A 25053-nucleotide genomic window follows, 5' to 3' on the forward strand; every position below is an offset into this window, starting at 1 on the left:
ATTGAGCGATATTCTAAGGACGTGTGATTTGAGCCGTCAGCTCCCCCCGCCAGCCCTGTCGGACGCGCCGCTCGCGACTGGGCTTTACTTGGTGGCGACGCCGATCGGCAATCTGCGCGACATAACCTTGCGCGCGCTGGACGTCCTGGCGGGCTGCGACGTGCTGCTGGCCGAAGACACCCGCGTTACTGGAAAGCTGCTGTCGGCCTACGGCATACGCACGCGGCTTGAGCGCCACGATGAGCATGTCGCCGAACGCGCGATCCCTGGCATCCTCGAACGCCTTGAGGCCGGCGAACGGGTCGCCCTGGTGTCGGACGCGGGAACGCCGATGGTGTCCGATCCAGGCTATCGCCTGGCGCGCGACGCCATAGCGGCGGGCCATACGGTAATCCCGATTCCTGGCGCCTCAGCGGCGTTGGCCGCGCTGACCCTGGCCGGCTTGCCCACGGATCGCTTCCTATTCGCTGGCTTCCCGCCGCCGAAAAGTGCTGCTCGGCGCACGTTCCTGGAAGAATTCTGCAATGTGAGGGCGACGCTGATCTTCTACGAGGGCGCGTCACGCGTCGCCGACTGCCTGGCGGACATGGCCGCCGTATTTGGCCCGCGCCCCGCGGCGGTCTGTAGGGAACTGACCAAGCTCTACGAGACCTGCGTGCGAGGAAGTTTGCCCGAGCTTGCGGCCGATCCGCGTTTCGAGGCTCCCAAGGGCGAAATCGCTATCATCGTCGGACCTGGCGTGGAAAAGGCCGCCAGCGCGGACGATGTCGAAGCCGCCCTTCGCGAGGCCCTCGGCCGACTTCCGCTTGGCGAGGCCGCGTCCGAAGTGGCCAAAGCTTTCGGCCTGTCGCGCAAGGACCTCTATCGTCAGGCGCTGGCGCTCAAGGAGGCGGCGGGATGACGGCTAGCGCGCGCCAGGTTCGAGGCGCCGCAGCGCGCAAGATCGGTCGCCGATCAGAGGTCCTGGCCGCGCTGTGGCTGATGGCCAAGGGCTACCGCATCCTGGGGTTCCGCCTGGCGACGCCGCTTGGGGAAATCGACCTTCTGGCGCAACGCGGCGGCGTCCTGGCCGTTGTAGAGGTCAAGCAGCGGGCCACCATCGAGGATGCCCTGGACGCCGTGACACCCACACAGCGGGACCGATTGCGTCGCGCCGCCGCCCATTTGAGCGCGCACAGAACTGGTTTGCGCGCGCTTGAGACACGTCTTGATCTGATCGCCCTGTCTCCCGGTCGAGTCCCGCGCCACCTACCCGACGCCTGGAGCGCCGAGCTCTCCCAAGGCCGTTCCGCATGACGCGCGACGAAGCCGAAGAGATCCTCACTCGAGCGGGTGAAGGCCCAGACGATAGCTTTCCGCTTTTCGAGGCGGCGCTAGCCTGCGCCGCGCATGACGACCCCAGTCGCGACACCTCGGCGACCACAGCCCTCGCCGCCGAGGCCGTTGAACGCCTTCGCCTACGCGTGGAGTCGGAGTCACCCGAAGAGGCGATCGCTGAAGCGCTGGCCGGCGATCTTCGTCTGACCGGCGACGTGCTGACCTACGACCATCCCGACAACGCAGACGTCATCGCCATTGCTCAGAGGCGCAAGGGACTGCCCGTGGCCTTGGGCGTCTTCTATTTGCACGCGGCTCGCGCCGTGGGGCTGGAGGTCCATGGCGTCGACTTCCCCGGCCATTTCCTTCTGCGTATCGAGACCGATGAGGGGCCGCTGGCGCTGGACCCCTTCAGCGAAGGTCGCGTCGTGCTTCCCTCCGAGCTTTCACGCCGGGCTTTGCGCACGGGTCTGATGCCGGATGTCGCCGCGCGGCTTGAGCTGCTGATGGCGCCCATTTCGGACCGGGCCGTCCTGATCCGTCTGCAGAACAACATCTTCGCCCGCGCCCAGCAGGCCAAGGACTGGGTGCGCGCCGAACGCTCCGCCCTGCGCCGGGCCCTGCTGAACCCCAACGACCATCGCCCCTGGCTGGACGTCGCGGCGGCGCGCGAAGGCCAAGGCGCTTTGGCCGGCGCCTTGCAGGCGTTGTCTCGCGCCCAGGTGCTGGATGGCGGGGCTGCGATGGCGGCTCGGGCCGCGCGCGAGCGGATGCGCCTGAGGCTGAACTGACGACAGGGCGGCTTCTTGGTTGGAGCCGCGCACAAGAACACCTAACTAAGCCGTCTCGTCCAGACGCCCGGAAGAACCCCAGGAGCCCCTATGTCGCTGCGAGTCGCCGTCCAGATGGATCCCGTCCTGGGGATCAACATCGACACCGACACGACCTTCATGATGATGATGGAGGCTCAGAGCCGGGGTCATAGGCTCTGGTTTTATACCCCCGACAAGCTGTCACTGGAGGACGGCCGCGTCTTCGCCCGCGCCCAGCCCCTGGAGGTCTTCGCCGAGAAGGGAGCCCATGCCAGGCTCGGCGAGCCTGTCCTGCTGGATATGAAGGACGATGTAGACGTGGTGCTAATGCGCCAGGACCCGCCGTTCGACATGGCCTACATCACCGCGACCCACTTCCTGGAGAAGGTGCACCCCCACACCCTGGTGGTGAACAACCCGGCCGAAGTGCGAAATGCGCCGGAGAAGCTGTTCGTCACGGACTTTCCTGGCGTCCAGCCGCCGACGCTGATCACTAGCGACCACGAAGCCATCTACGACTTCCGCGCTCGCCACGGCGACATCGTGCTCAAGCCGCTCTACGGCGGCGGCGGCTCGGGCGTGGCGCGCTTGCTGAAGGACGACCCGAACCTCGACGCGTTGCTTGAGCTACACGCCATGATCGGCCGAGAACAGGTCATCGCCCAGAAGTTCGTCCCAGCGGTCAGCAAGGGGGACAAGCGCGTCTTGCTGGTCGATGGCGAACCCGTCGGCGCGATCAACCGCATACCAGCCGACGGCCAAGTCCGCTCAAATCTCCGCGTCGGCGGCCGCGCCGAAGCCGTGGAGCTGACCGCCCGCGACATCGAACTCTGCAAGATCATCGGGCCGGAATTGAAACGCCGTGGACTGATCTTTGTCGGCATCGACGTGATCGGCGAGTACCTGACTGAAATCAACGTCACGTCACCGACCGGAGCCCAACAGCTCTTGCGCTTCAGCGGCTTGAACGCAGCGGCTGTACTTTGGGATCGCATCGAGGACATTCGCGGAGTCCGTGGGTAGATTTTTCAAACTCTCGGATTTTCCCGAAACGTTCGTTTTTCGTTCTTGCTACTCCCCTCAAGCTATGCTGCAAGTTGTGGATAAATCTATCATCCGCAAGGCAGGGGCATGGCGGCCAGAGTCGTCACAGTGGCATTCGAGGGCGTCGAGGCGCGAAGGGTGGACGTCGAGGTCCAGCTGACGACTGGCCAGCATGCCTTCGTCGTCGTCGGCTTGGCCGACAAGGCGGTGGCCGAGAGCCGGGAGCGGGTCCGAGGCGCCTTCGCGGGCCTGGGCCTGTCCCTCCCCGGCAAGCGCATCGTCGCCAATCTGGCGCCGGCCGATATGCCCAAAGAAGGTACCCATTTCGATCTTCCGATCGCGCTGGCGGTCATGGCGGCGCTGGGCGTCATCCCACTAGACGCCCTCGATGGCTGGGCGGCGATGGGCGAGCTGTCGCTGGACGGCCGGATCGTTCCCGCCGCTGGCGCGCTTCCCGCCGCCATGGCGGCGGGCGCCATCGACCTTGGACTGATTTGCCCGGAGGCGTCAGGACCCGAGGCAGCCTGGGCCGGCGGAACTCGCATCCTGGCGCCACGCTCCCTGGTGTCGCTGATCAATCACTTCCGGGGCAGCCAAGTCCTGTCGGCGCCCACCCCAGGCCCAATCGTCGAAGGGGAGCGCCCCAAGGACCTTCGCGACGTGAAGGGCCAGGAACATGCCAAGCGCGCCCTGGAGATCGCCGCCGCCGGTGGCCACAATCTCCTGTTCTGCGGTCCGCCAGGTTCAGGTAAGTCCATGCTGGCCCAACGCCTTCCTGGCCTTCTGCCTCCGCTGACCTCCAAGGAGTTGCTAGAGACCTCGATGGTCCACTCGGTGGCCGGGCTGATCGCCCGCGGTACATTGAGCCGCGCTCGCCCTTTTCGTGCGCCGCATCACAGCGCCAGCATGGCCGCCCTGACAGGAGGCGGCCATCGCGCCAAGCCAGGTGAGGTGTCGCTAGCCCACAACGGCGTACTGTTCCTCGATGAGCTGCCAGAGTTCGGCGTCCAGGCTCTCGACAGCCTGCGCGCGCCCTTGGAAACGGGCGAGGTCATGGTCGCCCGGGCCAACGCCCACGTCCGTTACCCAGCCCGCGTACAACTGATAGCGGCGATGAACCCTTGCCGCTGCGGTCACGGCGGCGCGGGGCGCGGCGCTTGCGGCAAGGCGCCCCGCTGCCAGAAGGACTATCAGGGCCGGGTGTCCGGCCCCCTGATGGACCGGATCGACCTTGCGGTGGACATGCCCGCCGTGACAGCCGCCGATCTTTCATTGCCGCCGCCGTCTGAAGGCTCCGCCGAAGTCGCCGCTCGGGTCGCCCGCGCGCGCCGGCTTCAGGCGGATCGCGCCGCCGATCTCGACGGCGGCGAGGCGCTGAATGGCAGAGCCGAAGGCGCCTTCCTCGAACGGATCACAGGGCTGGACGAGTCCGGCCGCGCTCTTCTGGCGCGCGCCGCCGAGGCGGGACGCATCAGCGCCCGGGGGTGGACGCGCGTCCTGCGCCTGGCGCGAACCATCGCCGATCTCGAAGGCGCAGACACCGTGCGGCGCTTGCATGTGGCGGAAGCGCTGGCCTATCGTCGCACTGCAGCTGTCGGCGAGGAGGCCCTACAGGGTTGACCCCCCGTTAATTGGCTCCGGCTAAGGTCGCGCCTCATGAGCGACCCCAAAGCGACGAGTGGGCGACCCGGCGTCACGCCCGAGCAGCTGGCCACCCTGAGCCATGAGTTCCGCACGCCGCTGAACGGCGTGCTGGGTATGGCGCGCCTGCTCGAGAACACCAAGCTGACGGCCGAACAGCGGTCCTATGTCATCGCCCTCCGTGAAAGCGGCGACCACCTTCTGTCTCTGGTCAATGACGTCCTGCACTTCGCCCGCCTGGGCGCGGCCTCCATTGAACTGAGCCTCGCGCCTGTCGATATTGAGAGCCTGCTGCGCCAGGTCGCCGAACTGATGAGCCCCCGCGCTCACGAAAAGGGCGTGGAGATCGCCTGGGCCCTGACCGCACCTCTGCCCACGATCCATGCCGATGAAGGCCGTCTGCGGCAGATCCTGCTCAATTTCGCCGGCAACGCCGTGAAGTTCACGGAAGCCGGCGGCGTCCTGCTCTCGGCCTCGGCGGGGAGAACGGTCGCATACGCTTCTCGGTGGCCGACACCGGGCCGGGCGTAGCGCCCGAAGCCCGCGCCCGCATTTTTGAAGCGTTCGTCCAGACCGACATTACCCATAGCACCCAGCTCGGCGGCGCGGGCCTGGGTCTCGCCATCGTCTCGCGCCTAGCCACGGCGATGGGCGGCGAGGTGGGCGTTGGCGGCGACGTTGGACACGGCGCCGAGTTCTGGTTCGAAGCGCCGTTCGCGACCACCACCCCCGCAACGCGCGACGCCCCTCTAGCCGGGCGAAATGTGGCCATCGTTTCACCCAACGCGATTGTTCGGATCGCCACGGCCCGGCAGATCGAGGCGGCTGGCGGCCGAGCCTTCACCGCCGTCGATATCAACGCCGGCTTGAACGGCGCGCCAGCGGACACCGTCCTGTTGATCGACGCGGCCCTTTCGTCTGCTAGGGGTGGGCTCAAGCCGCCAGCGGGCCGCAAGGCCGTGGTATTGCTGACGCCCGGGCAACGCGACCGCATCGCCCCATTAAAGTCGGCCGGCTTCAGCGGCTACCTGATCAAGCCGCTGCGAACAGCCTCGTTGGTGGCGCAGGTCCTGCAGGCCGACGTCGCCGACGCCGCGCCAGGCCCCAGCCCTCACCATGACGACGACCGTATCGCCGGCGCCGTGGCTCACGGCGTTAGGGTTTTGCTGGCCGAGGACAATCCGATCAACGCCTTGCTGGCCCGCACCCTGCTGGAGCGCGAAGGCTGCAAGGTCGATCGCGTCGCCGACGGCGCGCAGGCGATCGCCGCTGCGGTGTCGGGATCGTACGACCTGATCCTGATGGACTTGCGCATGCCCGGCATGTCCGGCGTCGAGGCCGCCAAGACGCTGCGGAGCAAGGCAGTCGCCGCTCCGATCGCCGCTCTGACCGCCGATGCGTTCGACGAAGACAAACGCGCCTGCCTGGCCGCCGGGATGGACGACTTCCTGGTCAAGCCGCTCACCCAGGAAGCCCTCCGGGATGTGCTGACCCGCTGGACGACTTCTGGCGTGGCGGGCGCTGGCTGGACGAAAAGCGCGACGCGATCCAAGGTCGCCGGCTGAAGCGGGGGCGGTCCCCTCGCCGGGGAATCCGCCGCATGACCGAGCACACCAAGGACGCCAAGGCCAAGCCCGAGAAAAAGAGCCTGCTTCAGACGCTGGCCTTCTTCGGCGAGCGGCGCAGCCTGGTGATGCTGGGCCTCGGCTTCGCCTCCGGCCTGCCCTACATGCTGATCTTCGACACGCTCTCGCTGTGGCTGCGGGACGCGGGCCTATCACTGACCGTGATCGGCTTTTTCAGCCTGGCGACCCTGTCGTTCTCGTTCAAGTTCCTTTGGGCTCCGCTGGTCGACCGCGCCAGAATTCCGTTCCTGCACGGCCTGCTGGGTCATCGACGAGCCTGGATGCTGGCCTGCCAGGCGACGATCATCTTGGGCCTGCTCTCGATCTCGGCGATCGACCCCGCCGCGAATCTAGGCCTGATGGCGCTGGCCGCCGTGATCACCGGCTTCGCGACCGCCACTCAGGACATCGTTATCGACGCCTGGCGGATCGAGGTGGTCGACACCGAGCGTCAGGGGCAGATGGCCGTGGCGGTGCAGTGGGGCTATCGCGGCGCGATGATCATCGCCGGCGCCGTCCCGCTGCTGCTGGCCGAGCACTTCAATTGGAACATCTCCTACCTTTTCATGGCCCTGGCGGTGCTGATCGGCGTGCTGGCAACCCTACTGGCGCCGCGTGAAGCCGCCCATACGATCCGCCCCATCCATGCCGAGGGCGTGACCCAGGCCCGGCCTTTGGAGCTTGGCGAGTGGCTGGCGCGACTGACCATTCTCCTGGCGGGCGCCCTGCTGATCGGCTCGGGCCTGTCGGGCGACGCGAGCCTGCTCTCGAAGATCGTCGGCAGCCCCGCCCTCGCCGACGCGTGGACCGCCAAGCCAAACGGCGTCTGGCTTCAGCTCATGGGCATCATCGCCGGCCTGGCGATCGTCGCGGTGGCCGCCTCCCCGATCCCGAAGGTCTCGACCAAGCCTGGCGTCTATCTGTCGACGGCCCTGGGTTCGCCCCTCAAGGACTTCCTCACCCGCTTCCACGGCGTCGCCGGGCTGATCCTGGCGGCGATCTGCGTCTATCGGGTCTCGGATTTCGTGCTGAACATCATGAACCCGTTCTATCGCGACATGGGGTTCTCGCTTACCGAGATCGCCGAGATCCGGAAGGTCTTCGGCATCATCGCCTCGATGATCGGCGTGTTCCTGGGCGGGGTGGTGGTCGCGCGCCTGGGCTTGATGAGGGCCCTGGTCATCGGCGCGTTCGCCCAGCCCCTCAGCAACCTGATGTTCGTCCTGCTGGCGATGAGCGGACACGATACCGGCATGCTTTTCATCTCGATCTGCCTGGACAATCTGGCCGGCGGCGTCGCGGGGACGGCGCTGATCGCCTACATGTCCAGCCTGACCACCGCCGGCTTCACGGCGACCCAGTACGCGCTGTTCTCGTCGCTATACGCCCTGCCCGGCAAGCTGATCGCCTCGCAATCGGGCCGGATCGTTGAGGCCTCGGCCAAGGCCGCAGAGCAGGGCGGGCCGATCAGCGCGCTGAAGGCTTTATTCACCCGCTTGCCGCCGGAGAGCTTCACCGCCGCCGGCGCCAAGCTGGGCGTCAGCGCCCCGGCCATGGCGGCGGGCTACACCGCCTTCTTCATCTACACCGCCCTGATCGGCGTCGTGGCCATCGTGCTGTCGTTCCTGGTCGCCGCGCGGCAGGATAGGATTCAGGGCGCAAAGCCGGCGTCAGCCTAAACCGCCAGACACACCACCTGGGCCACGCGTAGCTCGCGGCGCAGGCCGTCGGCCACGCGGCCATAGTTCTCGGTGGTGATCGGCTCGCTGGGCGCGAATTCGGATGGCGACGGGCGGCGTCGCGAGCCGAGCAACGTCTTCAGGGTTTCCGGCGCGGTCGTATAGATGCGCCCTCGGCGCGGGGCCTCGGCGACCGTGACCCCGATCACTCGTCCCGCCGCGTCCAGCGCCGGCGCGCCTGACAGGCCCGACAGAGTCCCCTTCAGGGTGTCGGTCCGCCCGACCTCGGCCCAGACCAGAACAGGTTCGGTGCGCGCCCCGCGACCATGGACCACCAGGTTCTCGCGCCCCAGCAGTCGCGAAGCCGCTTCGCCCGGATGGCCCTGCGGGAAGCCTGGATGATAGGCGCGAGCGCCCCGCCGCAACGGTTGGTCGATGCCAAGAGGCACGGCGGGCGCGCCGCCCTCGGTGGTCAGGATGGCCGCATCCGCGCGCGGATCGACATGGACCTTGGCCGCCACGCCTCGCCCATCGGCGACCACGATCGCGGCCTGCTTGCAGCCGTCGACCACGTGGCGGGCGGTCAGCCAGGCGCCATCGTCGCCGATCGAGAAGGCGGTGCCCGACCCCGGCTCAGGCCGCTCGGGCACCTGAACCACGATGGAGGGGTCAAAGGGCGAAGACGGTCCCAGCGGCAGCCCCTCCTCACCAGGCACCGGGGGCGGGGGCGGGGGCGCGTCGGATCGCTCCTGACGGCCCACGGCGACGACCAGCAGAGCGCTGACCACCACCGCATACACCAGCCAATCGGGAAGCTTGGGGAAATGCATGGGACGCCCCGCGTCCGCTCAGCCCGCCACGGCGGCGGCGAGGATCAGGGCCGTCGAAAGCTTGGCGCCAACCAGAAGGGCTGCGGCCGAAATCTCGCCGTCCTGGATGCGTTCAGGCAAGCCCTTCAGGACCATATCGGTGCAGCGGAAGACCAGGAGCTGGACCGCCGTGGTCGCGGCTCCCCAGATGACGATCTCGACCACCGACGTCGCGGCGCTCAGGGACACGGCCAGCGGAATGGCCAGCCCGACCATGACCCCACCCAGCGACAGCGCGGCCGCCGAGTTACCCTCGCGGATCAGGGTGATTTCCTTGTGCGGCGTCATCAGCGCGTAGAGCGCCGCGCCGAGGATCAGCATGATCAGCGTCACGCCCGCGTGCAGCAGGGTGACGGGAAAGCCGGTGGCGAAGGCCTGGACCTCGGGCGACTGGAGCTGGGACGGCATGGACGCGGACTACCCCCGGAAAGGTGCGGTTCACTGACTAGCACGGCAGGCCAAGGCTTGCGTAGGGGGCGCGTGCGTTGGCCAATTACTTGTAGAAGCCGTCCCGCAAATTAAGGCCGTGTTCGACGAAGACCTTCAGGGCGCAGAGCATGCCGGTCCAACCCTCGCAGTTGCCGAACGCGGCCTTTTCTCCCGCCGGGGTTTCGCTCCAGCCGGCTTCATGGATCTTCACGAGGGTGCGCCCGTCTCCGGTGTCGGCGAAGGTCATGGTGACCGTCGTCTTGTAGGTCGCGCCAGGCTCCGAGGCGCCCCAGCGAAGAACGATCTTCTCGTTCGGTACGACCTCGACAACCTCGACCGGGAACGCCCCAGGGAAATCGTGGAAGTCCCAAGTGACCGTCGCGCCGGTTTCCAGCCGCCCCCGCGCGCCGCCCGTCGTGAAGTAGCCCGAGAGCTTCTTGGGATCGACGACAGCCTCGAAAACCTCGGTGACCGGTTTGGCGATCCGGCCGCTAACGGTGAACGCGTGGGACATGGAGGCTCTCCATCCTTGATGGTCGCGACCATGTGTTATATGTTTATAACATGTCAAGCGAGGACGAAGCCGACCTGATCTTCAAGGCGCTGGGGCATCGCGTCCGCCGCGCCATGCTGGATCTGTTGAAGGCCGAGCCTCTGACGACGGGCATGCTGTGCGCCCGCTTCCCCGCGCTGGACCGCTGCACGGTGATGCAACACCTGGGCGTTCTGGAAGAGGCCGGGCTGGTCGTGGCCGAACGGCGCGGGCGCGAGCGGTGGAACCACCTGGACGCCTTGCCGATCCACGCCATCCACGAACGCTGGATCGGGCCCTACGCGGTCTATGCGGCGAGCATGCTCAGCCGGCTGAAAAAGACGGTGGAGGAGATCGAGGAGGCCTAGGCTGCCGCCTCGTCCTCGTCATCCTCGCTCAGCACGCCTGCCATCGCCGCCAGCGACAGCTTGCGCAGGGCCGACGCGCGGACCTTCTCGCTCTCGCTTTTCAGCTGGCCGCAGGCGGCGAGGATGTCGCGGCCGCGCGGCGTGCGGATCGGCGAGGAATAGCCAGCCTTGTTGAGGATCGCGGCGAAGGCCTCGATTGTCGCCCAGTCCGAGCACTGGTAGTCGCTGCCCGGCCAGGGGTTGAACGGGATCAGATTGATCTTGGCGGGAATGCCCTTGATCAGGTTCACGAGCGCGCGGGCCTCGGCCGGGCTGTCGTTGACGCCCTTCAGCATCACGTACTCAAAGGTGACCCGGCGGGCGTTCGACAAGCCAGGATAGGCGCGGATGCCGGCCATCAGCTCGGCGATCGGATACTTCTTGTTCAGCGGCACCAGCACGTCGCGCAGAGCGTCATTGGTGGCGTGCAGGCTGATCGCCAGCATGGCCTGGGTTGTCGAGCCCAGCTTCTCCAGCATCGGCACGACGCCCGAGGTCGAGACCGTGATCCGGCGGCGTGAGATGCCGATGCCCTCGTTGTCGCTGATGATCTCGATCGCGTCGGCGACCTGGCCCAGATTGTAGAGCGGCTCGCCCATGCCCATGAACACGATGTTCGAGAGCTGGCGGTCCTCCTTGTCGGACGGCCATTCGCCCAGATCGTCCTTGGCCACCTGAACCTGGGCGACGATCTCGGCCGCCGTCAGGTTGCGGACCAGCGGCTGGGTGCCGGTGTGGCAGAAGCTGCAGTTCAGCGTGCAGCCGACCTGGCTGGAAACGCAAAGGGCGCCGGCACGGCCGACGCCGGGGATGAAGACGCTCTCGACCTCGATGCCCGGCGCCATGCGGATCAGCCACTTGCGGGTGCCGTCCTGGCTGACCTGGCGCTCGACGATCTCGGGCCGCGCGATCGTGAAGGCCTCGGCGAGGCGAGCGCGGGTTTCCTTGGCCACGTCGCTCATGGCCGCGAAGTCGGTGACGCCCCGATGATGCATCCAGCGGAAGATCTGGGTCGCCCGCATCTTGGCCTTGCCGTGCTCGACCACGCCGCTCTCGACCAGAGCAGCGACCAGCTGCGAGCGCGTGAGGCCCGACAGGTTGAGCAGCGACTTGGTGACGGGGGTTGCGGGCGCGGCGTCAGACGAGACGCGCGACAGGTCGAGGGTGACGCTCAAGGGGATGTCCGGATCTTCGGGGGTCGAGGCGGATATATAGCAGGTCCGGACCGGTTTTCCAAAAGGACCAGGCGTCGCGCCCCGTCAGACCCTCCGGAACCGGCCGCCTTGATCGGCCATCAGGGCCAAGGCCCAGTCGTCGGGCAGGACCTTGGCCACAGCCGCGATCGCCTTGTTGGGCGAGCCCGGCACGCAGATCGGGCGGTTGGCCTCGGCGGCCTCATAGCCGGCGGCGGCGACCTCGTCGGCGCCCAGCCACATCCAGTCCGGCACGCCCTGACTGACCTGGGCGCGGGTGCCGTTGACGTCGTGGAATTCCGAATAGGTGAAGCCCGGGCAAAGGGCGCTGACGTGCACGCCGGTCGACAGGTTCTCCAGGTGTAGGCTCTGGGAGAACTTCACGAGAAAGCCCTTGGTCGCGGCGTACAGAGTGTGGCCCGCCGCGCCGGGCACGAGGCCCGCCAGCGACGCGACGTTGGTGATCCGCCCGAACCGGCGCTCGACCATGCCCGGCAGCACCTTGTGGGTCATTTCGCAGACCGAGGTGAGCATCACCTGCAAGAAGGTCGCCTGGTCGGCCCAGCTGGTCGTCGCATAGGTTCCGGGCAAGCCGTAGCCGGCGTTGTTGACCAGTGCGTCGATCACCCGCCCCTGCTCGGCGATGGCGGCGAGCACCGCGTCCACGCCCGCCGGCTCGGCGAGGTCAGCGGCGACGGCGTAGGCCTCGACGCCCGAGCGCAGCTTGATCTCCGCCGCCAGGGCTTCCAGGCGATCGGCGCGGCGCGCGGTCAGGACCACATCGTAGCCGTGGCTAGCGTAGATGCGGGCGGAAGCGGCGCCGATGCCGGCGGAAGCGCCGGTGATCAGGGCGAGACGGCGAGCCATGCGGTCGATCCGATAAGAGCCAAGACTTCGCCGGGAGAGCAGCACGCCCGACGTTTCTATTCAAGGCGCGCCCTTTGAGGCTCAGGCAGAAGCTGCGGCCCCACCACGCGCCACAAACCAGCCATTGCGGAACCCCTGGTCGGCCTTGCCATAGGTGAAGGGCGAGCCGTCGGGTTGCGTGAAGCTACCGCCGGCCGCGACCAGCACCGCGTGGGCGGCGGCGGTGTCCCATTCGGACGTCGGACCATGCCGCGGATAGATGTCGGCCGAACCTTCGGCGATCCGACACATTTTGATCGACGAATCCATGGCCGTGCGGAGGTCGAAACCGTACTGAGCGGCGAGTTCGGCGGCCTTCTCCTCGCGCATCGTGTGGCTGATGAGACCCAAGGCCTGACCAGCGGGCCAGGGACGGATGCGCGCCGGCGTCTCCATGCCGTCAGAGCCCAAACGCTTCACCGCGCCTTCCGCAGTCGTGTACCAGACCTCGCCCGTGGCCGGTGCGCAGACCGCGCCGGCGACCGGCACGCCGTTCTCGATCAAACCGATATTCACCGTGAAGTTCGGATCGCCACGCACGAAGGCCTTTGTGCCGTCGACAGGATCCACAAGGAAGAAGCGCGAGCCGACGGCGTCGGGCGTCCCAAACTCGCTGGCGTGCTCCTCGGAGATCACCGTAACGCCGGGAAACGTCTCGGCCAGACGTTGAAGGATCAGACGCTCGCCCGCGCGGTCGGCCTCCGTGACCGGGCTCTCATCGGCCTTCTGCGCCACGGCCAATTCCGTCCTCCAGAACGGCAGGATGACCAGCGCCGCCTCTTCGGTGATCCGGGCAAGGGCGCGGCCCCAGTCGGCCAGTTGTTCAGTGGTCGCGGTCTCGCTCATGCCTGTCCCCGGGGGTCGTCGCCGACGAACTCCAGCCGGACGCGCCGGCCGTCGATCATCTGCTTGCCCGCCTCTTCGAAATTGACGGTGACCCGATGTCCGATGACGGACTGAACCTGCCCCAAACCCCAGTCGGGCTGGTTGGGATGGCGCACCAGGACGCCCGGCTCTAGAAACGGATCCATAACGGCCTTCCTGTAGAGGCTTGGCCCAGTTTGCCAAAGCCTCAAATCACGGCAGAGTCCGGCGCCATGACCGATACCGTCCCCGAGACCGCCTCCGCGACCCCGGCGCCCGCGCTACCGCAAACGGATGTGCAAGGCCCCGACTTCGCCGCCATGCTGGCCGCGCGCCTGTGCCACGACTTCATCAGCCCGGCCAGCGCCATCGTCTCGGGCCTAGACCTGCTGGAAGACCCCGCCGCCCAGGACATGCGCGAGGACGCCATGAACCTGATCGCCTCATCGGCGCGTAAGCTGGCGGACCTGCTGCAATTCACCCGCGTGGCGTTCGGCGCCTCGGCCTCGGCCGAGAATTTCGACAGCCGGGAACTCGAAAGGCTGGCGCAAGGCGTCTTCGCCCATGTGCGCCCGACGCTGAACTGGGCGATCGAGCCCCAGGCGATGAACAAACCGTCCGCCCGGGCTGTGCTCAACATCGCCCAGATCGCCGCCAGCGCTCTGCCGGCGGGCGGCGTGGCGACCGTAAAGGGCGTCGCCGCCGACGGGCGTTTCTCGATCATCGCCGAGGCGGTCGGCCCTCGCGCCCGCCTCCGGCCGGAAGTTCTGGCCGGCCTCAAGGGCGAGCCGCTGGCCGAGGGCCTGGGCGGCCCTTGGGTGCAGGCGGCCTACCTGACCGCCCTGGTCCGCGCGGCCGGCGGCCAGATCGCCGCCGAGGTCGGCGAAGATCGCGCCTCGGTCGCGGCTTGGGTGCCCGCCTAGAGCCGTCTTCGCGCTCGAAAGTTCGGCAAACCGCTCCTTAACCAGAAGGCTTCATTGTCGTTCTCTGGATTGGAGCACGCCGTGAAGACCTGCCTGGTGGTCGACGACAGCCGGGTGATCCGCAAGGTCGCCCGCCGAGTCCTCGAGGACATCGGCTTCGACATCGCCGAGGCTTCCGACGGCATGGAAGCTTTGGCTTGGTGTCGCGCGGCCATGCCTGACGCCGTGCTGCTGGATTGGAACATGCCGGTGATGAACGGCCTTGAGTTCCTGAAACTCCTGCGCAAGGAGCGCGACGGCGACTTTCCAAAGGTCATTTTCTGCACGGTCGAGAACAGCGTCGCCCGCATCCGCGAGGCGCTCGACGCCGGCGCGGACGAGTACATTATGAAGCCCTTCGACGGCGACATCATCCAGGCGAAGTTCGCCGAGGCGGGTCTGCTGTGACCCCCGAGCACATCGAGCTCCTGGCGGCGCTGGGACGCGCCCGCGCCGGTGTGCGGGTGGAAGTCGAAAAGCCCTATCTGATCGAAAGCCGCCTGACGCCCCTGGCGCGGCGCGAGGGCTTCGAGAGCATCGAAGCCCTGATCAACGAACTTCGCGCCAAACGCGAAGAACGGCTGATCTGGGCCGTTGTTGAGTCGTTGTGCCGCACCGAGACGACCTTCTTCCGTGGCCGAGAAGCCTTCGCGGCGCTACGGGATGGTGTTTTGCCCTCGCTTTCCCATCGCCGTGACGCGCCTTTGCGGATCTGGAGCGCGGCCTGCGCCACCGGTCAGGAGGTCTATTCCGCAGCCATGGCGGCCGCCGAGTCCACCGGTCTGGCGCCCGGCGCGCGGTTCGAATTCTTCGGCTCGGACCTTTCGGAGCGGTGCCTGGAGAAGGCTCAAAGCGGCCTCTACACTCAGTTCGAGATCCAGCGCGGCCTGCCAATCCGGATGCTGGTCAAATACTTCGAAAACCAGGACGACACCTGGACCATCTCGCCGCGCATCCGCCAGACGGTGCGCTGGCGGCGGATCAATCTGCTGTCGGACCTTTCGGCCCTGGGCGCGTTCGACGTCATCCTGCTGCGCAATGTCTTGCGGAACATGGTCCCGTCCCTTCGGAGCAAGATCGTTCGGAGCCTGACCATGCGCCTGGCGTCTGACGGCGTGCTGGTGCTGGACCCAGAGGATGACGCCTCGGAGTTGAGCGACATCCTCAAGGCCGCGCCAGGCGGCGCCGGCCTCTATCTACGGGACCCCACGATCGGGACCGCTGCAGCGGCTTGACCGCTCTCAAGCCCTCCTAACCCTGGCTTGCAGACGCGCGAGCGCGGCTCCGCCAATCAAGCCGCCAAGAGCCTCAGCGATTCGCATCGTGATTCCGGCTCGCGCGTCCGGCAGAGCCGCTAAGGCGGGCGCGAGCTTGCGGAACAGGATCGGCGGCGCGCCTGGCCCAACGATTGCCTCACGCAGGTCCATGGCGTCCACGACGGCGCGCGCCGCCTGGCGCCATTCGACGGGCGGCGCGATCCCATGCGGAGCCGGCGCGCGACAATCCGAGAAATCCGGCCTAAGGCCAGAGCCGGCCGCGATGGCCCCCTCGACGTCGCGCGCATAGGCCTGATCGCGCGCCAGCCGGTCGACGTCGATAACGAGATCGGCATGAGGTAAGGCCTTCAGGTGGGACGCCAGCCAGACCGCGAGGAAGACCTGAAAGGACAAGCGCGCCGGGCTGCGTTTGAACCTCCGGCGCACGACCGCCAGGCGCTGGGCCAGGGATCCTGCGCTCTCGAAATCGCCACCAAGAACCCTACGAGCCGCGACGCGGCAAGCGGTCATCTCCGATAGAAGGACGTAGTGGCAAAGCTCGAAATAGGTGGGCCTGGGGCGGCGACGGAGCGAATAGAAGGACAGCCATTGCTGGATCGGATCGCGCACCAAGACGATATGAAATCCACCAAAACGCCTCTTGAGCCATCCGGCTCGCCCGAGTGTGCGGCAGCAAGCCAGTACGGGAATCTCGTCCCGGCTTCGCGCGGCGTCTATGAGCCCTTGCACATAGGCCTGTTGCGCCAGATCGCTGGCTTCGGGTTCGATCCAATAGCGGTCTAGCGCGAAGCTCGCGTCGAAACCGCGAACCCCTCCGGCAGGATCGAGGACGACCTCGAATTCCTTCAAATAGGGCTCATTGCCGCCGGGATGCCGCAGACCACTATTTTCGGGCGTTTCCGCCAGGATCGCCTCAGCGGTCACGCGGGCCAGTTGTTCGTGCCAAGGCTCGTAATAGGCGCGAACGTTCGGCGCGGCGCGAAAGCGGTGCCATATGTAGGTGCTCGAACAACGCCAGCCGCTATGAATGAAAACTGCGCCGCTCGACAATCTACAGATCCCTCTATCGGAGGGTCTAAAATTGACTGCCCGCTTTTCAGAGTTATCTCGGGCTAGCACCCATTATTTGCGCCCTGGAAATACGCTGGAGGTGGCTGAAAGAAAAAAGACCTACTGTTTCCAGTAGGCCTCTATTTTCGTCAGGAGGCGGACGTCAGTTGTTCTTGACGTCCTTGGCCGTATCGGTCACGGCCCGCCCCGCCGAAGAGACGTCCTTGCCCGCGCCTTCGACCGTATTGCAGGCCGCGACAGACAAGCTGGCGGCGAGGGCGGCCAGGATCACCAGTTTACGCATGGTCTTCTCCGCAGTTCGCCTCCCAGGGCTTCATGGGAAGGCTGTGAAACAATCGCCCAGAAACAACGCCACCGGCGAAGCTCGGTTCCGGTCGAGATTTCACGATTCAGGTGGTGGGTCCGCCAGCCAACGGAGTCGGGAAGATAAGGCGCACCGTAAGACCGCGCGGTTCCTGGGATTCGAACGCCACCTTGCCGCGAAGCTGGCGGGCGAAGGCCGTCATCAAGGTTCGCCCAACGCCGCCCCCAAGGCTGTCGGGAACGCCAGGACCGTCGTCGCTGATTGAAAGCTCGGCCTCTTCGCCTCGGACATTGAAACCGACCCGCAAGGTTCCGCCAGAAGACCCGAAAGCATGCTTCTGGGCGTTTGTGATCGCCTCGACCGCGAACAGTGCGATCGGCGCCAAGCGGTCGGGATCAATGACCAAGGGATCGGCATGGACTTCGGTTCGAACGAGACCGGACGTGCCCATATCGTTCGCCAGCAACTGGGCGGTGAGTTCCTCGAGAAACGGCCGCAGGTCCACGCGCTTCAGATCGGGCCCCTGGTAAAGCGCGCGATAGATTTGCGCCAGGGCGGTGATCCGTTGACGGGTGTCGTTCATCGCCGCCTTAGCGGCCGGGTCGGCTAGGGCTCGCTGCTGCATATTCAGCAGCGAGGTGATGATCTGGAGGTTGTTCTTCACCCGGTGATGGATTTCGCGCATCAGCGCGTCCTTCTCCGCCAGACTATCCATTAGCGAGGCGTCCCGCGCGACAATAGCCCCGGCCATGGCGTCGAGGGTGGCGGCCAACTCCCGGATCTCCGGCGGCGCGCGTTCGGCCTGAAGGGGCCGCACCGTGAAGCGCCCCCGGGCGTAGATCGCCGCCACGCGCTGAAGGTAGACGATCCAGCGGATGACGCCCCGCTCAGCCGTGAACCAAACTGCGGCCAAACCGAGGGCGAACGCCAAGAGCGGTAGGAGCAGGCGCGAGATCGGGTTGATCCAGGCCCAGGACAGCAATCGAGGCGCTGGAGCGGACAGAATGACAAAGACGTCGTCATCGACCAGCGGCGCCGCGGAGAAGGTCCTGTCACGACGTTGATTGTCTCGCGCGGTCCACAACGCAGCTCCCCGTTCGGCAGCGACGGCGCGCCAGCCACTGGGCGGCGAACCGAAGGCCGAGGGATTTGTCGCGGCGAAAACGTGGCCGTTGGAATCCGCCAAGGCCACCTCGGCGCCGCCGGGCAGGAAACGGTTGGCGGTCTCGACCTTCAGGTCGGCCAAAGTCAGCACTGCGGCCATGGCGCCCTCGAACTGCTCTGGCGAGCCAGCGCGGACCGCCGCGAGCACCGAAGGCTCGTTGGCGTAGATCGCTCCCGGATCAGCCGCCACGACAAGCGTCGAGCCCCCGCGAAGGGACTGGAACCAGATGCGGGCGCCCCGCTGAGGGTCATAGGGGGTCGTCGCCGCCGCGCACGCCACGCGACCGCGAGCGTCGAAGCGGATCAGGTTGGCATAGCCGGGCAGACGCGCCCGGACATCAGCGAGCCGCTGAGCGCACTCCAGCCCCACCGACCGGGGCCCCAGGGTCTGCAAAAGCACGCCAGCCGCCTCGATGCGCGCCCGAGCAATGGCTGCGCTCCGCCCCGCCGCCAGCTCCAGGCTCTGGCGGCGCGAGTCGGCCTCAGCGCGAAATGCGAAGATCGACTGCATGCCGCCGAGGACCAGCACCGGCAGAAGCGCCACACACAGAGCGATGGCGAGGCGGACACGAATAGAGGTGACGGCCTGCGCGGCGCGGCCGGCGAGCACATTCACCGCAGAGAGCTCAACCGCTCCGCGTCGGCCAGGATGGCGTGCATCGCATCTCCGGCGGCCGCGCCATCACGATCGTAGGCGCCAGTGTCCAGAATGGCCTGCAAAGCGCGCCGGGCACGGCTGACACGACTCTTCACCGTGCCCACCGCGCAGCCGCAGATATCGGCCGCTTCCTCGTAGGCGAACCCCCCGGCGCCCACTAGGATCAACGCTTCGCGCTGCTCGGCGGGAAGCATGGCCAGGCCCAGCCGCAATTCGTCCAGAGCGACCGGTGCTTCGGGGTCGTCGACCGCCACCAGAGTACGCTCGGCGGCTTCCTGATCGAGCTGGCTCTGACGCCAGCTGCGGCGCTTCTCGGAATAGAACTGATTGCGCAGGATCATGAAGGTCCAGGCCTTCATGTTCGTGCCCAGCTGGAAGCTGGCGCGCGCGTCCCACGCCTTCATCATGGCGTCCTGCGCCAAGTCGTCGGCTGCGGTCGGATCACCCGTCAGGGTGCGAGCGAAAGCGCGCAGGTGCGGAATGAGCGTGACCAGCTCGCGCTTGAACACCGCGTCGCGAGCGGGGTCGGGCGCCGAACGCCCAACTTTTTCTTCGGCCATGGTCATTGGCCTCCTGTCGGCGGTTCCGCCTTGCGCAGAATATCGAGGAATTCGTCCGGCACGGGCTCGTTGACGACCTCGTCGAACATCTGGCGCAGCTTCACGCCAATGGCCTGTTGGCGCAAGCGCGCCTCGTCAAGCGCCGCAGCGCTCTTGCGTTTGTCTTCCATGGGTACGTGTTCGATCATGTCCTCGACACCGAAGTGCATCGGCGCCCGCCCCCTTTGGCCGAATGTCTTTCCGCCGGATGACAACGTGCTTTTCCGTACCGGGTTCCATAAGCTTGGGCGTAAGATGGCAAAAATCCTCGATGGGCGGAACCGGTCAGTTGAGGAAGCGTTATCGAGCTTCGACGGAACGGCGCAGCTTGACTGTGCGTTCTACGGTTTTCGAGACACCGCATCGGGAGGGGTCATGAGTCTTCTTGCTCGGCTGGCGCCGCATCTGCCTTACATCCGCCGTTACGCTCGCGCCCTGACCGGTGACCAAACCACGGGGGATCACTATGTCCGCGTGGCTCTGGAAGCATTGGCGGCCGGCGAGCGCTCGCTGGACGCCGATCTGTCGCCCCGCGTGGCGCTTTACCGCGTGTTCCACGCCATCTGGCTCAGCTCCGGCGCGCAGCTTGAAGCGCGGCGCGACGAAGGCATCAGCTCAGCCGATGACGCCGCACAGCGGCTGATGCGCATCGCACCGCGCTCGCGGCAAGCTTTCCTGCTCACCGCGCTGGAAGGCTTCACTCCAACAGAAGCCGCCCAGATCCTGGATTGTGAGTTCGGCGAGATCGAACGGCTCATCGCCGACGCGCAATCCGAGATTGACGCCGAACTGGCCACGGAAGTGCTGATCATCGAGGACGAACCGGTGATCGCCGCCGACATCGAAGCGCTCGTTCGCGAATTGGGTCATGACGTCACCGATATCGCCGCCACGCGCGGCGAGGCCTTGGAAGCGGTCGCGCGGCGTACACCGGGTCTCGTGCTGGCCGATATTCAGCTCGCCGACGGCTCGTCGGGCATCGACGCGGTGAAGGATATCCTTGGCCGCCTGGATGTCCCCGTGATCTTCATCACGGCCTTCCCCGAGCGGCTGCTCACCGGCGAGCGTCCAGAGCCAACCTTCCTGATCACCAAGCCTTTCCAACCCGAGACCGTGAAGGCAGCGATCGGCCAGGCCCTGTTCTTCCACCCTCGGCGCACGCGCAAAGCGGCCTGAACCGGCAAACCTCAAGGAAGTACGGCCTCCCGCTCGGGAGGCCGTACTTCCTTGCAGAATGGCGAGGGTCGAAAGATCCGACCGTTGCTATGGCGTCTGACGCGCGGGCTGTTGAGGCGTGTTTCCCGCCTGCGCCTCGGCGGGCGTCGTGGCTCCAGTGTTGTGCTCCACGGCCGCGAAGTCGTTGGCGCGGAAGCTCCAGGCCCCGAACAAGGCTAAAGCGGCCAGCACAGTCGAGACGATCAAAATCCAAAAGACATGAAGCCCAAAGCGCCCCTGCCGGGCGCGAGTGGCGTTGACTCGAGGACCTTCGGCGCCAGGCTCGGCGGGATGGTGAGCGTCGGCGGGCATGATGTCCTACCTCCTGAAAGTCCTAGGGTGTCCAGGACGCATTGATATCGGCGCGCGCCAGACCTGCGGCCCGATGGTGGAAAGTCATGAGCGTCGCCGCAGAGATCGCGGTCGCCGCGATCACGGCCAGCGCCATGCGGAGCGTGCGCGAGCGGCGCCGCCGCTCGGTAAGCGCCTGTACAAAAGCGGTTTCGCCATGTTCGGTCTGGTAAGTCCGGATCACGACGCAACTCCCATTCGCAACGGCTCTTGCGCCGCCCATGAAATCAACGCTTCGCTTCCTCGGCTGTTCCGCGCGGCGCTGGCCCTGGTGGCCGAAAAAATCGCGTCTAGCGGGAACTCTTTCCGCAGCGCCCCGTTTCTATCTTCGCGAAGGCGGCGACGCCCCCCGACTTGAGACTGGCGCAAGCCAGTCTGCCGCCTTCGCACCCCCTTTGTTGATGCGAACTCAGGCGGACCGGGCAACCGGCCCGCCCTTCCTTTTGACTAGCGGGCGTGCGACTTGAGATCGAAGACGATGTCGGCGCGCCGACGAAGGGGAGCGGCGACGCCCGAAGACGCTTTGGCCCCCGCATCGCCAATCGCCGCGAGGTCAAAATCCGCCCTTCCGAAGCCATGGGAGGCAAGGGCCTTTGAGACGACATCGGCGCGGCGCTTCGAAAGCGCCAGATTGGCCTCAGGCGCGCCGACCGCGTCGGCCAATCCAACCACTCTCACAGACCGAACGTTACACCCCCAGCCTGGGCTCGCGCGTTCGCCAGCACCATCCCTGCCTCAGGCGTCAACTCGGCGCTGTCCTGATCAAAGTAGATCGACGAGGTGAAGCCCGCGCAGGCCGGCGCCGCCGCCACAGGTCTTTTCAAGGTCCGCCAGGGGCTATTGGTTTCGGCGCAGGCGGTAAGCGTTAGGAATCCTAACATCAGAACAGCGGCTCTGGTCGTGTTCATGGTTCCTCCTCCACACTCGCCAGGATGAAAAAGGCGACCGGCCGGGCCGATCGCCTTTCGAAATGAGCGCGACGGCCCCTGCTTAGTAGCGGGGAGCGCCGTCTTCCCAATAGTAACGGCCGCTGCGGGAGTCGTAGTAGTAGTAGCGCCCCGCGCGCTCGTCGTAATACTGCCTGCGATTGACGGAGTTCGCGCCGCAGCCGCCGTCTTCACGGCAACCTTTCACGCGCCGACCGTCCCGCCCAGCGCCGCGCCCACAGCCGCGCCAGTGCTCGCGCTACCCCCGCCGACATTGTTGCCGATCACCGCGCCCGCCAGCGCGCCCAGAGCCCCGCGGCGGCGTTGCGCTCCACATTGCCGGTCGAGGTGCACGCTGCGGCGAGCACACCCACGCCCATCAGAGCGATCATGGTCGTCTTCATCTTGGCTCTCCGTTCCGAGCTTGTCCCCTGCCCAGCAAACGGCCACCGTCAGGGGAGGGTTCCGCACGCAAGCGGAACCCTGGCCAAGTCCGGGCCGTTGCGTCGCGAGATTATGGAACAGGGGGCGCCCGTGCGGCGGATCGATGTTGTCGTCAATACCGCCTCGGGGTCGGTCGGGCCGGACGCGCCGTCCATCGCCGAACGCCTGCTCGCGGAATACGGCGTCGCTGGACGGGTTTACGCCCCCCAGACGAATGAGCTGGAGATGTGCCTGCGGAACGTCATCGACGCCGCGCCGGACGCCGTCCTGGTCCTGGCTGGCGACGGCACAGCTCGGGCGGCGGCGGAGTTAGCCGGGCATCTGGGACCGCTCATCGCGCCCCTTCCTGGCGGCACCATGAACATGTTGCCCCACGCTCTCTATGGCGAGCGGACCTGGCAAGACGTGATGGGCGACTGCCTGCGAAACGGTGAGGCGCGAATGATCTCGGGCGGCGAGGTCGGGGGTCGCCTCTTCTTCGTCGCCGCCATCCTCGGCAGCCCGGCTCTGTGGGCGACGGCGCGAGAGGCGGCGCGCAAAGGTCGCTTCGATCTGGCGATCGCCAGAGCACGCAGAGCCTTCCAACGCGCCTTTTCCGGCAGGTTGCGTTTTTCGTTGGACGGTCGCCCCAAGCAGAGAGCCGAGGCATTGACCCTGATGTGTCCACTGGTGTCGCCCGCGCTCGACGCGGAAGAGCGAGCCTTGGAGGCGGCCGCGCTTGACCCGTCAAGCGCGCTGGACGTCTTCCGCCTGGGCTTCAACGCCGCGCGCGGTCAGTGGCGTGAGGACCCTTCGGTATCCGTGGGGCGGTGCCGAACCGGCAACGTCTGGGCGGGCGGACGCATACCCGCTATTCTGGACGGCGAGCCAACGCGCTTCGATCCGAAAGTGTCGATCCGCTTCCGCCCTAAAGCCTTCCGCGCCCTGGTTCCCCCCGCATGAAGCTAGTCCAGATTTCGGACATCCATTTCGGCGGCGAAAACCGCGAGGCTGTGAAGGCGGCGACCAACCACATCCGTGACGAAGCGCCGGATCTAGTCGTCGTGGCGGGCGACCTGACGATGGACGGCAGAAGGTCGGAGTTCGACGCGGCGGCGGCCTGGCTGAAGACGCTTCCACGTCCCATTCTGGCCGTTCCGGGCAACCACGACACTCCGTTCGTGGGGCCTGGCGAGCTCTGGACTCGGTTCACACGACCTTGGCGACGGTTCAGCGATCGGTTCGGAACCGAGGACGGCGCGGCCTGGCGCGCCCCAGGGGTCATCGTCACCTCTCTCAATACCGCGCGGGCCGCCCAACTGCGCTGGAACTGGTCCAAGGGCGCCGTATCGCGCGCCCAAATCCGTCGAGTAAGCGCGATGCTGTCGGGCGCGCATAGGGAAGACTTGAAAGTCGTCGTCTGCCATCACCCGCTGATGGAAGTGCTAGGCGGTCCAATGACTGCGCGTGTTCGCGGCGGTGTCGACGCAGCCAACCATTTCGTCCAGGCGGGCGCGGATATCGTGCTGTCGGGTCACATCCACCTGCCGTTCGTGACGGCGATCCCGTTTGGCGACGGCAAGACGCAGTTGATAGGATCTGGAACGTTGTCCCTGCGCGAGCGGGGCGCCGCGCCGGGCTTCAATCTGATCGAGGTGGAGCCCGACTGCGTGCGCGTCAAAGCCCTTGCCTACGAACGGGGACGCTTCGACGTCTGGCGCACTTGGGCATTCGACAGGCGTTGATACGAAAACGGCGCGGCCGAGGCCGCGCCGTTGATGTGCATGGGTCTCATCACCGGCTAGGGCGCACGCCGCCCTCTGAACAGGTGGCTGACTAACGACACCAGGAACAGGATCAGGAAGACGTAGAACAGAATCTTGGCGATCCCCATCGCCGCGCCCGCGATACTGGTGAAGCCCAGCAGGGCGGCGATCAGGGCGATCACCAGGAAGGTCAGGGCCCAATTCAGCATTGGCCTCTCCGGATTGGCCGGCGGGTCGCCGGGCGGGTTTGTCCATCAGCGAGACCTCCACGGCCTCGCTTGTCGACAACGCGCCCGGCGATCCGGACGTTCCGATCCAAAAACCTATTCCGGAGCCGGATAGGCCCAGCCCTGAGCGCCAGCCTTCGCGGCGGCGTACTGGCTATCGGCCAGCGACCAGTTGGCCAGGTTGTCGAAGAAGGCTTCCAGGAAGGCCTTCCGCAGGTTCTGATAGTCTAGGTAGTAGGCGTGCTCCCAAACGTCCGCGACCAACAGAGCGGTCAGGTCTTGCGTGACGGGGCTCTCGGCGTCGTGGGTCGAGATGATCTTCAGCGCGCCCGAGGCGTCCGAGACCAGCCACACCCAGCCCGAGCCGAAGTGGCCAATGCCTTCGGCGACGAACTTTTCCTTCAGCTCGGCGAGACCGCCGAAGGTGCTGTCGATCGCGGCGGCGAGCTCGGCGCTCGGAGCGGTCTTGGTTGGGCTCATGCCGTCCCAGAAGAAGGCATGGTTCCAGGCCTGCGCGGCGTTGTTGAACACCTTGCCCGGACCGGCCGACTTGATGACCGCCTCGAGCGAGCCCTTGTCGTCGCCGTTCAGCAGGCCATTCAGGGCCGTGACATAGGCGGCGTGATGCTTGTCGTGGTGAAAGTGGAGCGTGTTGGCGGAGATGGTCGGCTCCAGCGCATCATAGGCGTAGGGCAGGTCCGGCAGCTTGTACATGTTCACTCCATGGGAAGGCGTTCCCATGAAGGGAGGAGCGGGAACGCGACGTGGCATCTAGAGGCACGCGGGCGAAAG

At 66.5% G+C, this 25053-nt stretch carries 33 protein-coding genes and 1 pseudogene; 15 read left to right on the plus strand and 19 right to left on the minus strand.

What is annotated here, in order from left to right:
- Positions 1-28: 28 nt before the first annotated feature.
- The 8 genes from rsmI to CSW59_RS11775 all read left to right on the plus strand — a co-directional run bounded on the left by rsmI (position 29) and on the right by CSW59_RS11775 (position 8118).
- The gene (gene rsmI, locus CSW59_RS11745) at positions 29-901 is read left to right on the plus strand and encodes a 16S rRNA (cytidine(1402)-2'-O)-methyltransferase (protein WP_099444206.1); all 873 of its coding nucleotides are present in this window, start codon (positions 29-31) and stop codon (positions 899-901) included.
- Positions 898-1296: a YraN family protein gene (locus CSW59_RS11750; RefSeq protein WP_099444207.1), complete on the plus strand. Its 399-nt coding sequence runs from the start codon at positions 898-900 to the stop codon at positions 1294-1296. Before rsmI ends, CSW59_RS11750 begins: the two co-directional genes overlap by 4 nt.
- Positions 1293-2108 (plus strand): SirB1 family protein, encoded by an 816-nt coding sequence (locus tag CSW59_RS11755; RefSeq protein WP_099444208.1) that lies wholly within the window; start codon positions 1293-1295, stop codon positions 2106-2108. Before CSW59_RS11750 ends, CSW59_RS11755 begins: the two co-directional genes overlap by 4 nt.
- A gap of 90 nt (positions 2109-2198) precedes the next feature.
- Positions 2199-3152 carry a glutathione synthase gene (gshB, locus tag CSW59_RS11760; RefSeq protein WP_099444209.1) on the plus strand — a complete coding sequence of 318 codons (954 nt, stop codon included), beginning with the start codon at positions 2199-2201 and terminating at the stop codon, positions 3150-3152.
- Between the two features lie 108 nt (positions 3153-3260).
- The gene (locus tag CSW59_RS11765) at positions 3261-4793 is read left to right on the plus strand and encodes a YifB family Mg chelatase-like AAA ATPase (protein ID WP_099444210.1); all 1533 of its coding nucleotides are present in this window, start codon (positions 3261-3263) and stop codon (positions 4791-4793) included.
- A gap of 36 nt (positions 4794-4829) precedes the next feature.
- Positions 4830-5345 carry a HAMP domain-containing sensor histidine kinase gene (locus CSW59_RS21385; RefSeq protein WP_236632210.1) on the plus strand — a complete coding sequence of 172 codons (516 nt, stop codon included), beginning with the start codon at positions 4830-4832 and terminating at the stop codon, positions 5343-5345.
- Complete coding sequence (locus CSW59_RS11770) at positions 5321-6379, plus strand: response regulator (RefSeq protein ID WP_236632211.1); 1059 nt, start codon at positions 5321-5323, stop codon at positions 6377-6379. The genes CSW59_RS21385 and CSW59_RS11770 overlap by 25 nt, the downstream gene beginning before the upstream one ends.
- 35 nt (positions 6380-6414) lie before the next feature.
- The gene (locus CSW59_RS11775) at positions 6415-8118 is read left to right on the plus strand and encodes an MFS transporter (RefSeq protein ID WP_099444211.1); all 1704 of its coding nucleotides are present in this window, start codon (positions 6415-6417) and stop codon (positions 8116-8118) included.
- Here the strand turns inward: CSW59_RS11775 and CSW59_RS11780 are convergent.
- The 3 genes from CSW59_RS11780 to CSW59_RS11790 all read right to left on the minus strand — a co-directional run bounded on the left by CSW59_RS11780 (position 8115) and on the right by CSW59_RS11790 (position 9930).
- Positions 8115-8948, minus strand: coding sequence for a serine protease (locus CSW59_RS11780; protein WP_099444212.1), 834 nt, complete (start codon positions 8946-8948; stop codon positions 8115-8117). The two genes, CSW59_RS11775 and CSW59_RS11780, sit on opposite strands and share 4 nt — an antisense overlap.
- 18 nt (positions 8949-8966) lie before the next feature.
- A complete protein-coding gene (locus CSW59_RS11785; RefSeq protein ID WP_099444213.1) occupies positions 8967-9395 on the minus strand; it encodes a DUF350 domain-containing protein in 429 nt (142 codons plus the stop codon).
- Positions 9396-9480: 85 nt separating this feature from the next.
- Positions 9481-9930, minus strand: coding sequence for an SRPBCC domain-containing protein (locus tag CSW59_RS11790; protein ID WP_099444214.1), 450 nt, complete (start codon positions 9928-9930; stop codon positions 9481-9483).
- 50 nt (positions 9931-9980) lie between these two features.
- Here CSW59_RS11790 and CSW59_RS11795 point away from each other — a divergent pair, with 50 nt between their 5' ends.
- The gene (locus tag CSW59_RS11795; RefSeq protein WP_099444215.1) at positions 9981-10316 is read left to right on the plus strand and encodes a helix-turn-helix transcriptional regulator; all 336 of its coding nucleotides are present in this window, start codon (positions 9981-9983) and stop codon (positions 10314-10316) included.
- On the opposite strand, the gene rlmN is transcribed toward CSW59_RS11795, so the two are convergent.
- From rlmN to CSW59_RS11815, 4 genes are all read right to left on the minus strand, one after another.
- Positions 10313-11530, minus strand: a complete 1218-nt coding sequence (gene rlmN / locus CSW59_RS11800) for a 23S rRNA (adenine(2503)-C(2))-methyltransferase RlmN (RefSeq protein WP_099444216.1) — start codon at positions 11528-11530, stop codon at positions 10313-10315. The genes CSW59_RS11795 and rlmN overlap by 4 nt on opposite strands.
- Before the next feature lie 84 nt (positions 11531-11614).
- Positions 11615-12415 carry an SDR family oxidoreductase gene (locus tag CSW59_RS11805; RefSeq protein WP_099444217.1) on the minus strand — a complete coding sequence of 267 codons (801 nt, stop codon included), beginning with the start codon at positions 12413-12415 and terminating at the stop codon, positions 11615-11617.
- Between the two features lie 81 nt (positions 12416-12496).
- Positions 12497-13300, minus strand: coding sequence for a 3'(2'),5'-bisphosphate nucleotidase CysQ (gene cysQ, locus CSW59_RS11810; protein ID WP_099444218.1), 804 nt, complete (start codon positions 13298-13300; stop codon positions 12497-12499).
- Positions 13297-13485 (minus strand): DUF3553 domain-containing protein, encoded by a 189-nt coding sequence (locus CSW59_RS11815; RefSeq protein ID WP_099444219.1) that lies wholly within the window; start codon positions 13483-13485, stop codon positions 13297-13299. Before CSW59_RS11815 ends, cysQ begins: the two co-directional genes overlap by 4 nt.
- 66 nt (positions 13486-13551) lie before the next feature.
- Between CSW59_RS11815 and chpT the strand changes: the two genes are divergently transcribed.
- The 3 genes from chpT (at position 13552) to CSW59_RS11830 (ending at position 15515) form a co-directional block, all read left to right on the plus strand.
- A complete protein-coding gene (gene chpT / locus CSW59_RS11820) occupies positions 13552-14241 on the plus strand; it encodes a histidine phosphotransferase ChpT (protein ID WP_099444220.1) in 690 nt (229 codons plus the stop codon).
- Positions 14242-14310: 69 nt separating this feature from the next.
- Positions 14311-14688 (plus strand): PleD family two-component system response regulator, encoded by a 378-nt coding sequence (locus tag CSW59_RS11825; protein WP_201722805.1) that lies wholly within the window; start codon positions 14311-14313, stop codon positions 14686-14688.
- The gene (locus CSW59_RS11830) at positions 14685-15515 is read left to right on the plus strand and encodes a protein-glutamate O-methyltransferase CheR (RefSeq protein ID WP_099444221.1); all 831 of its coding nucleotides are present in this window, start codon (positions 14685-14687) and stop codon (positions 15513-15515) included. The genes CSW59_RS11825 and CSW59_RS11830 overlap by 4 nt, the downstream gene beginning before the upstream one ends.
- A 6-nt stretch (positions 15516-15521) precedes the next feature.
- Here the strand turns inward: CSW59_RS11830 and CSW59_RS11835 are convergent, their stop codons facing one another.
- The 5 genes from CSW59_RS11835 to CSW59_RS11855 all read right to left on the minus strand — a co-directional run bounded on the left by CSW59_RS11835 (position 15522) and on the right by CSW59_RS11855 (position 19502).
- Positions 15522-16607 (minus strand): hypothetical protein, encoded by a 1086-nt coding sequence (locus CSW59_RS11835; RefSeq protein ID WP_099444222.1) that lies wholly within the window; start codon positions 16605-16607, stop codon positions 15522-15524.
- Between the two features lie 163 nt (positions 16608-16770).
- A complete protein-coding gene (locus CSW59_RS11840) occupies positions 16771-16911 on the minus strand; it encodes an entericidin A/B family lipoprotein (RefSeq protein ID WP_013081087.1) in 141 nt (46 codons plus the stop codon).
- Between the two features lie 106 nt (positions 16912-17017).
- Positions 17018-18712 (minus strand): sensor histidine kinase, encoded by a 1695-nt coding sequence (locus tag CSW59_RS11845; protein WP_201722785.1) that lies wholly within the window; start codon positions 18710-18712, stop codon positions 17018-17020.
- On the minus strand, positions 18709-19314 hold the full coding sequence (locus CSW59_RS11850) for a sigma-70 family RNA polymerase sigma factor (RefSeq protein ID WP_099444223.1): 606 nt from the start codon (positions 19312-19314) through the stop codon (positions 18709-18711). Before CSW59_RS11850 ends, CSW59_RS11845 begins: the two co-directional genes overlap by 4 nt.
- 2 nt (positions 19315-19316) lie before the next feature.
- On the minus strand, positions 19317-19502 hold the full coding sequence (locus CSW59_RS11855) for a NepR family anti-sigma factor (RefSeq protein WP_167535166.1): 186 nt from the start codon (positions 19500-19502) through the stop codon (positions 19317-19319).
- Between the two features lie 226 nt (positions 19503-19728).
- On the opposite strand from CSW59_RS11855, the gene CSW59_RS11860 reads away from it, so the two are divergent.
- Positions 19729-20529, plus strand: a complete 801-nt coding sequence (locus tag CSW59_RS11860) for a response regulator (protein ID WP_099444224.1) — start codon at positions 19729-19731, stop codon at positions 20527-20529.
- Between the two features lie 87 nt (positions 20530-20616).
- On the opposite strand, the gene CSW59_RS11865 is transcribed toward CSW59_RS11860, so the two are convergent.
- From CSW59_RS11865 to CSW59_RS11880, 5 genes and pseudogenes are all read right to left on the minus strand, one after another.
- Positions 20617-20880, minus strand: a complete 264-nt coding sequence (locus CSW59_RS11865; RefSeq protein ID WP_099444225.1) for a hypothetical protein — start codon at positions 20878-20880, stop codon at positions 20617-20619.
- A 22-nt stretch (positions 20881-20902) separates the two neighbouring features.
- Complete coding sequence (locus CSW59_RS11870) at positions 20903-21103, minus strand: hypothetical protein (protein ID WP_143754994.1); 201 nt, start codon at positions 21101-21103, stop codon at positions 20903-20905.
- A gap of 263 nt (positions 21104-21366) precedes the next feature.
- The gene (locus CSW59_RS21390) at positions 21367-21582 is read right to left on the minus strand and encodes a hypothetical protein (RefSeq protein WP_236632212.1); all 216 of its coding nucleotides are present in this window, start codon (positions 21580-21582) and stop codon (positions 21367-21369) included.
- Positions 21583-21593: 11 nt separating this feature from the next.
- The gene (locus tag CSW59_RS21395; RefSeq protein ID WP_236632213.1) at positions 21594-21827 is read right to left on the minus strand and encodes a hypothetical protein; all 234 of its coding nucleotides are present in this window, start codon (positions 21825-21827) and stop codon (positions 21594-21596) included.
- A gap of 82 nt (positions 21828-21909) precedes the next feature.
- Positions 21910-22249, minus strand: a pseudogene (locus tag CSW59_RS11880) (glycine zipper domain-containing protein).
- Between the two features lie 130 nt (positions 22250-22379).
- Between CSW59_RS11880 and CSW59_RS11885 the strand changes: the two are divergent.
- Together CSW59_RS11885 and CSW59_RS11890 are read left to right on the plus strand one after the other, a co-directional pair.
- Positions 22380-23231, plus strand: coding sequence for a diacylglycerol kinase family protein (locus CSW59_RS11885; protein ID WP_201722806.1), 852 nt, complete (start codon positions 22380-22382; stop codon positions 23229-23231).
- Positions 23228-24013 carry a metallophosphoesterase gene (locus CSW59_RS11890; RefSeq protein ID WP_099444228.1) on the plus strand — a complete coding sequence of 262 codons (786 nt, stop codon included), beginning with the start codon at positions 23228-23230 and terminating at the stop codon, positions 24011-24013. The genes CSW59_RS11885 and CSW59_RS11890 overlap by 4 nt, the downstream gene beginning before the upstream one ends.
- A 56-nt stretch (positions 24014-24069) precedes the next feature.
- On the opposite strand, the gene CSW59_RS11895 is transcribed toward CSW59_RS11890, so the two are convergent.
- Together CSW59_RS11895 and CSW59_RS11900 are read right to left on the minus strand one after the other, a co-directional pair.
- Positions 24070-24243 carry a DUF1328 domain-containing protein gene (locus CSW59_RS11895; protein WP_013081098.1) on the minus strand — a complete coding sequence of 58 codons (174 nt, stop codon included), beginning with the start codon at positions 24241-24243 and terminating at the stop codon, positions 24070-24072.
- A gap of 114 nt (positions 24244-24357) precedes the next feature.
- On the minus strand, positions 24358-24975 hold the full coding sequence (locus tag CSW59_RS11900; RefSeq protein WP_099444229.1) for a superoxide dismutase: 618 nt from the start codon (positions 24973-24975) through the stop codon (positions 24358-24360).
- Positions 24976-25053 lie beyond the last annotated feature (78 nt).

The organism is Caulobacter sp. BP25 (assembly GCF_002737755.1).
GTDB lineage: Bacteria > Pseudomonadota > Alphaproteobacteria > Caulobacterales > Caulobacteraceae > Caulobacter.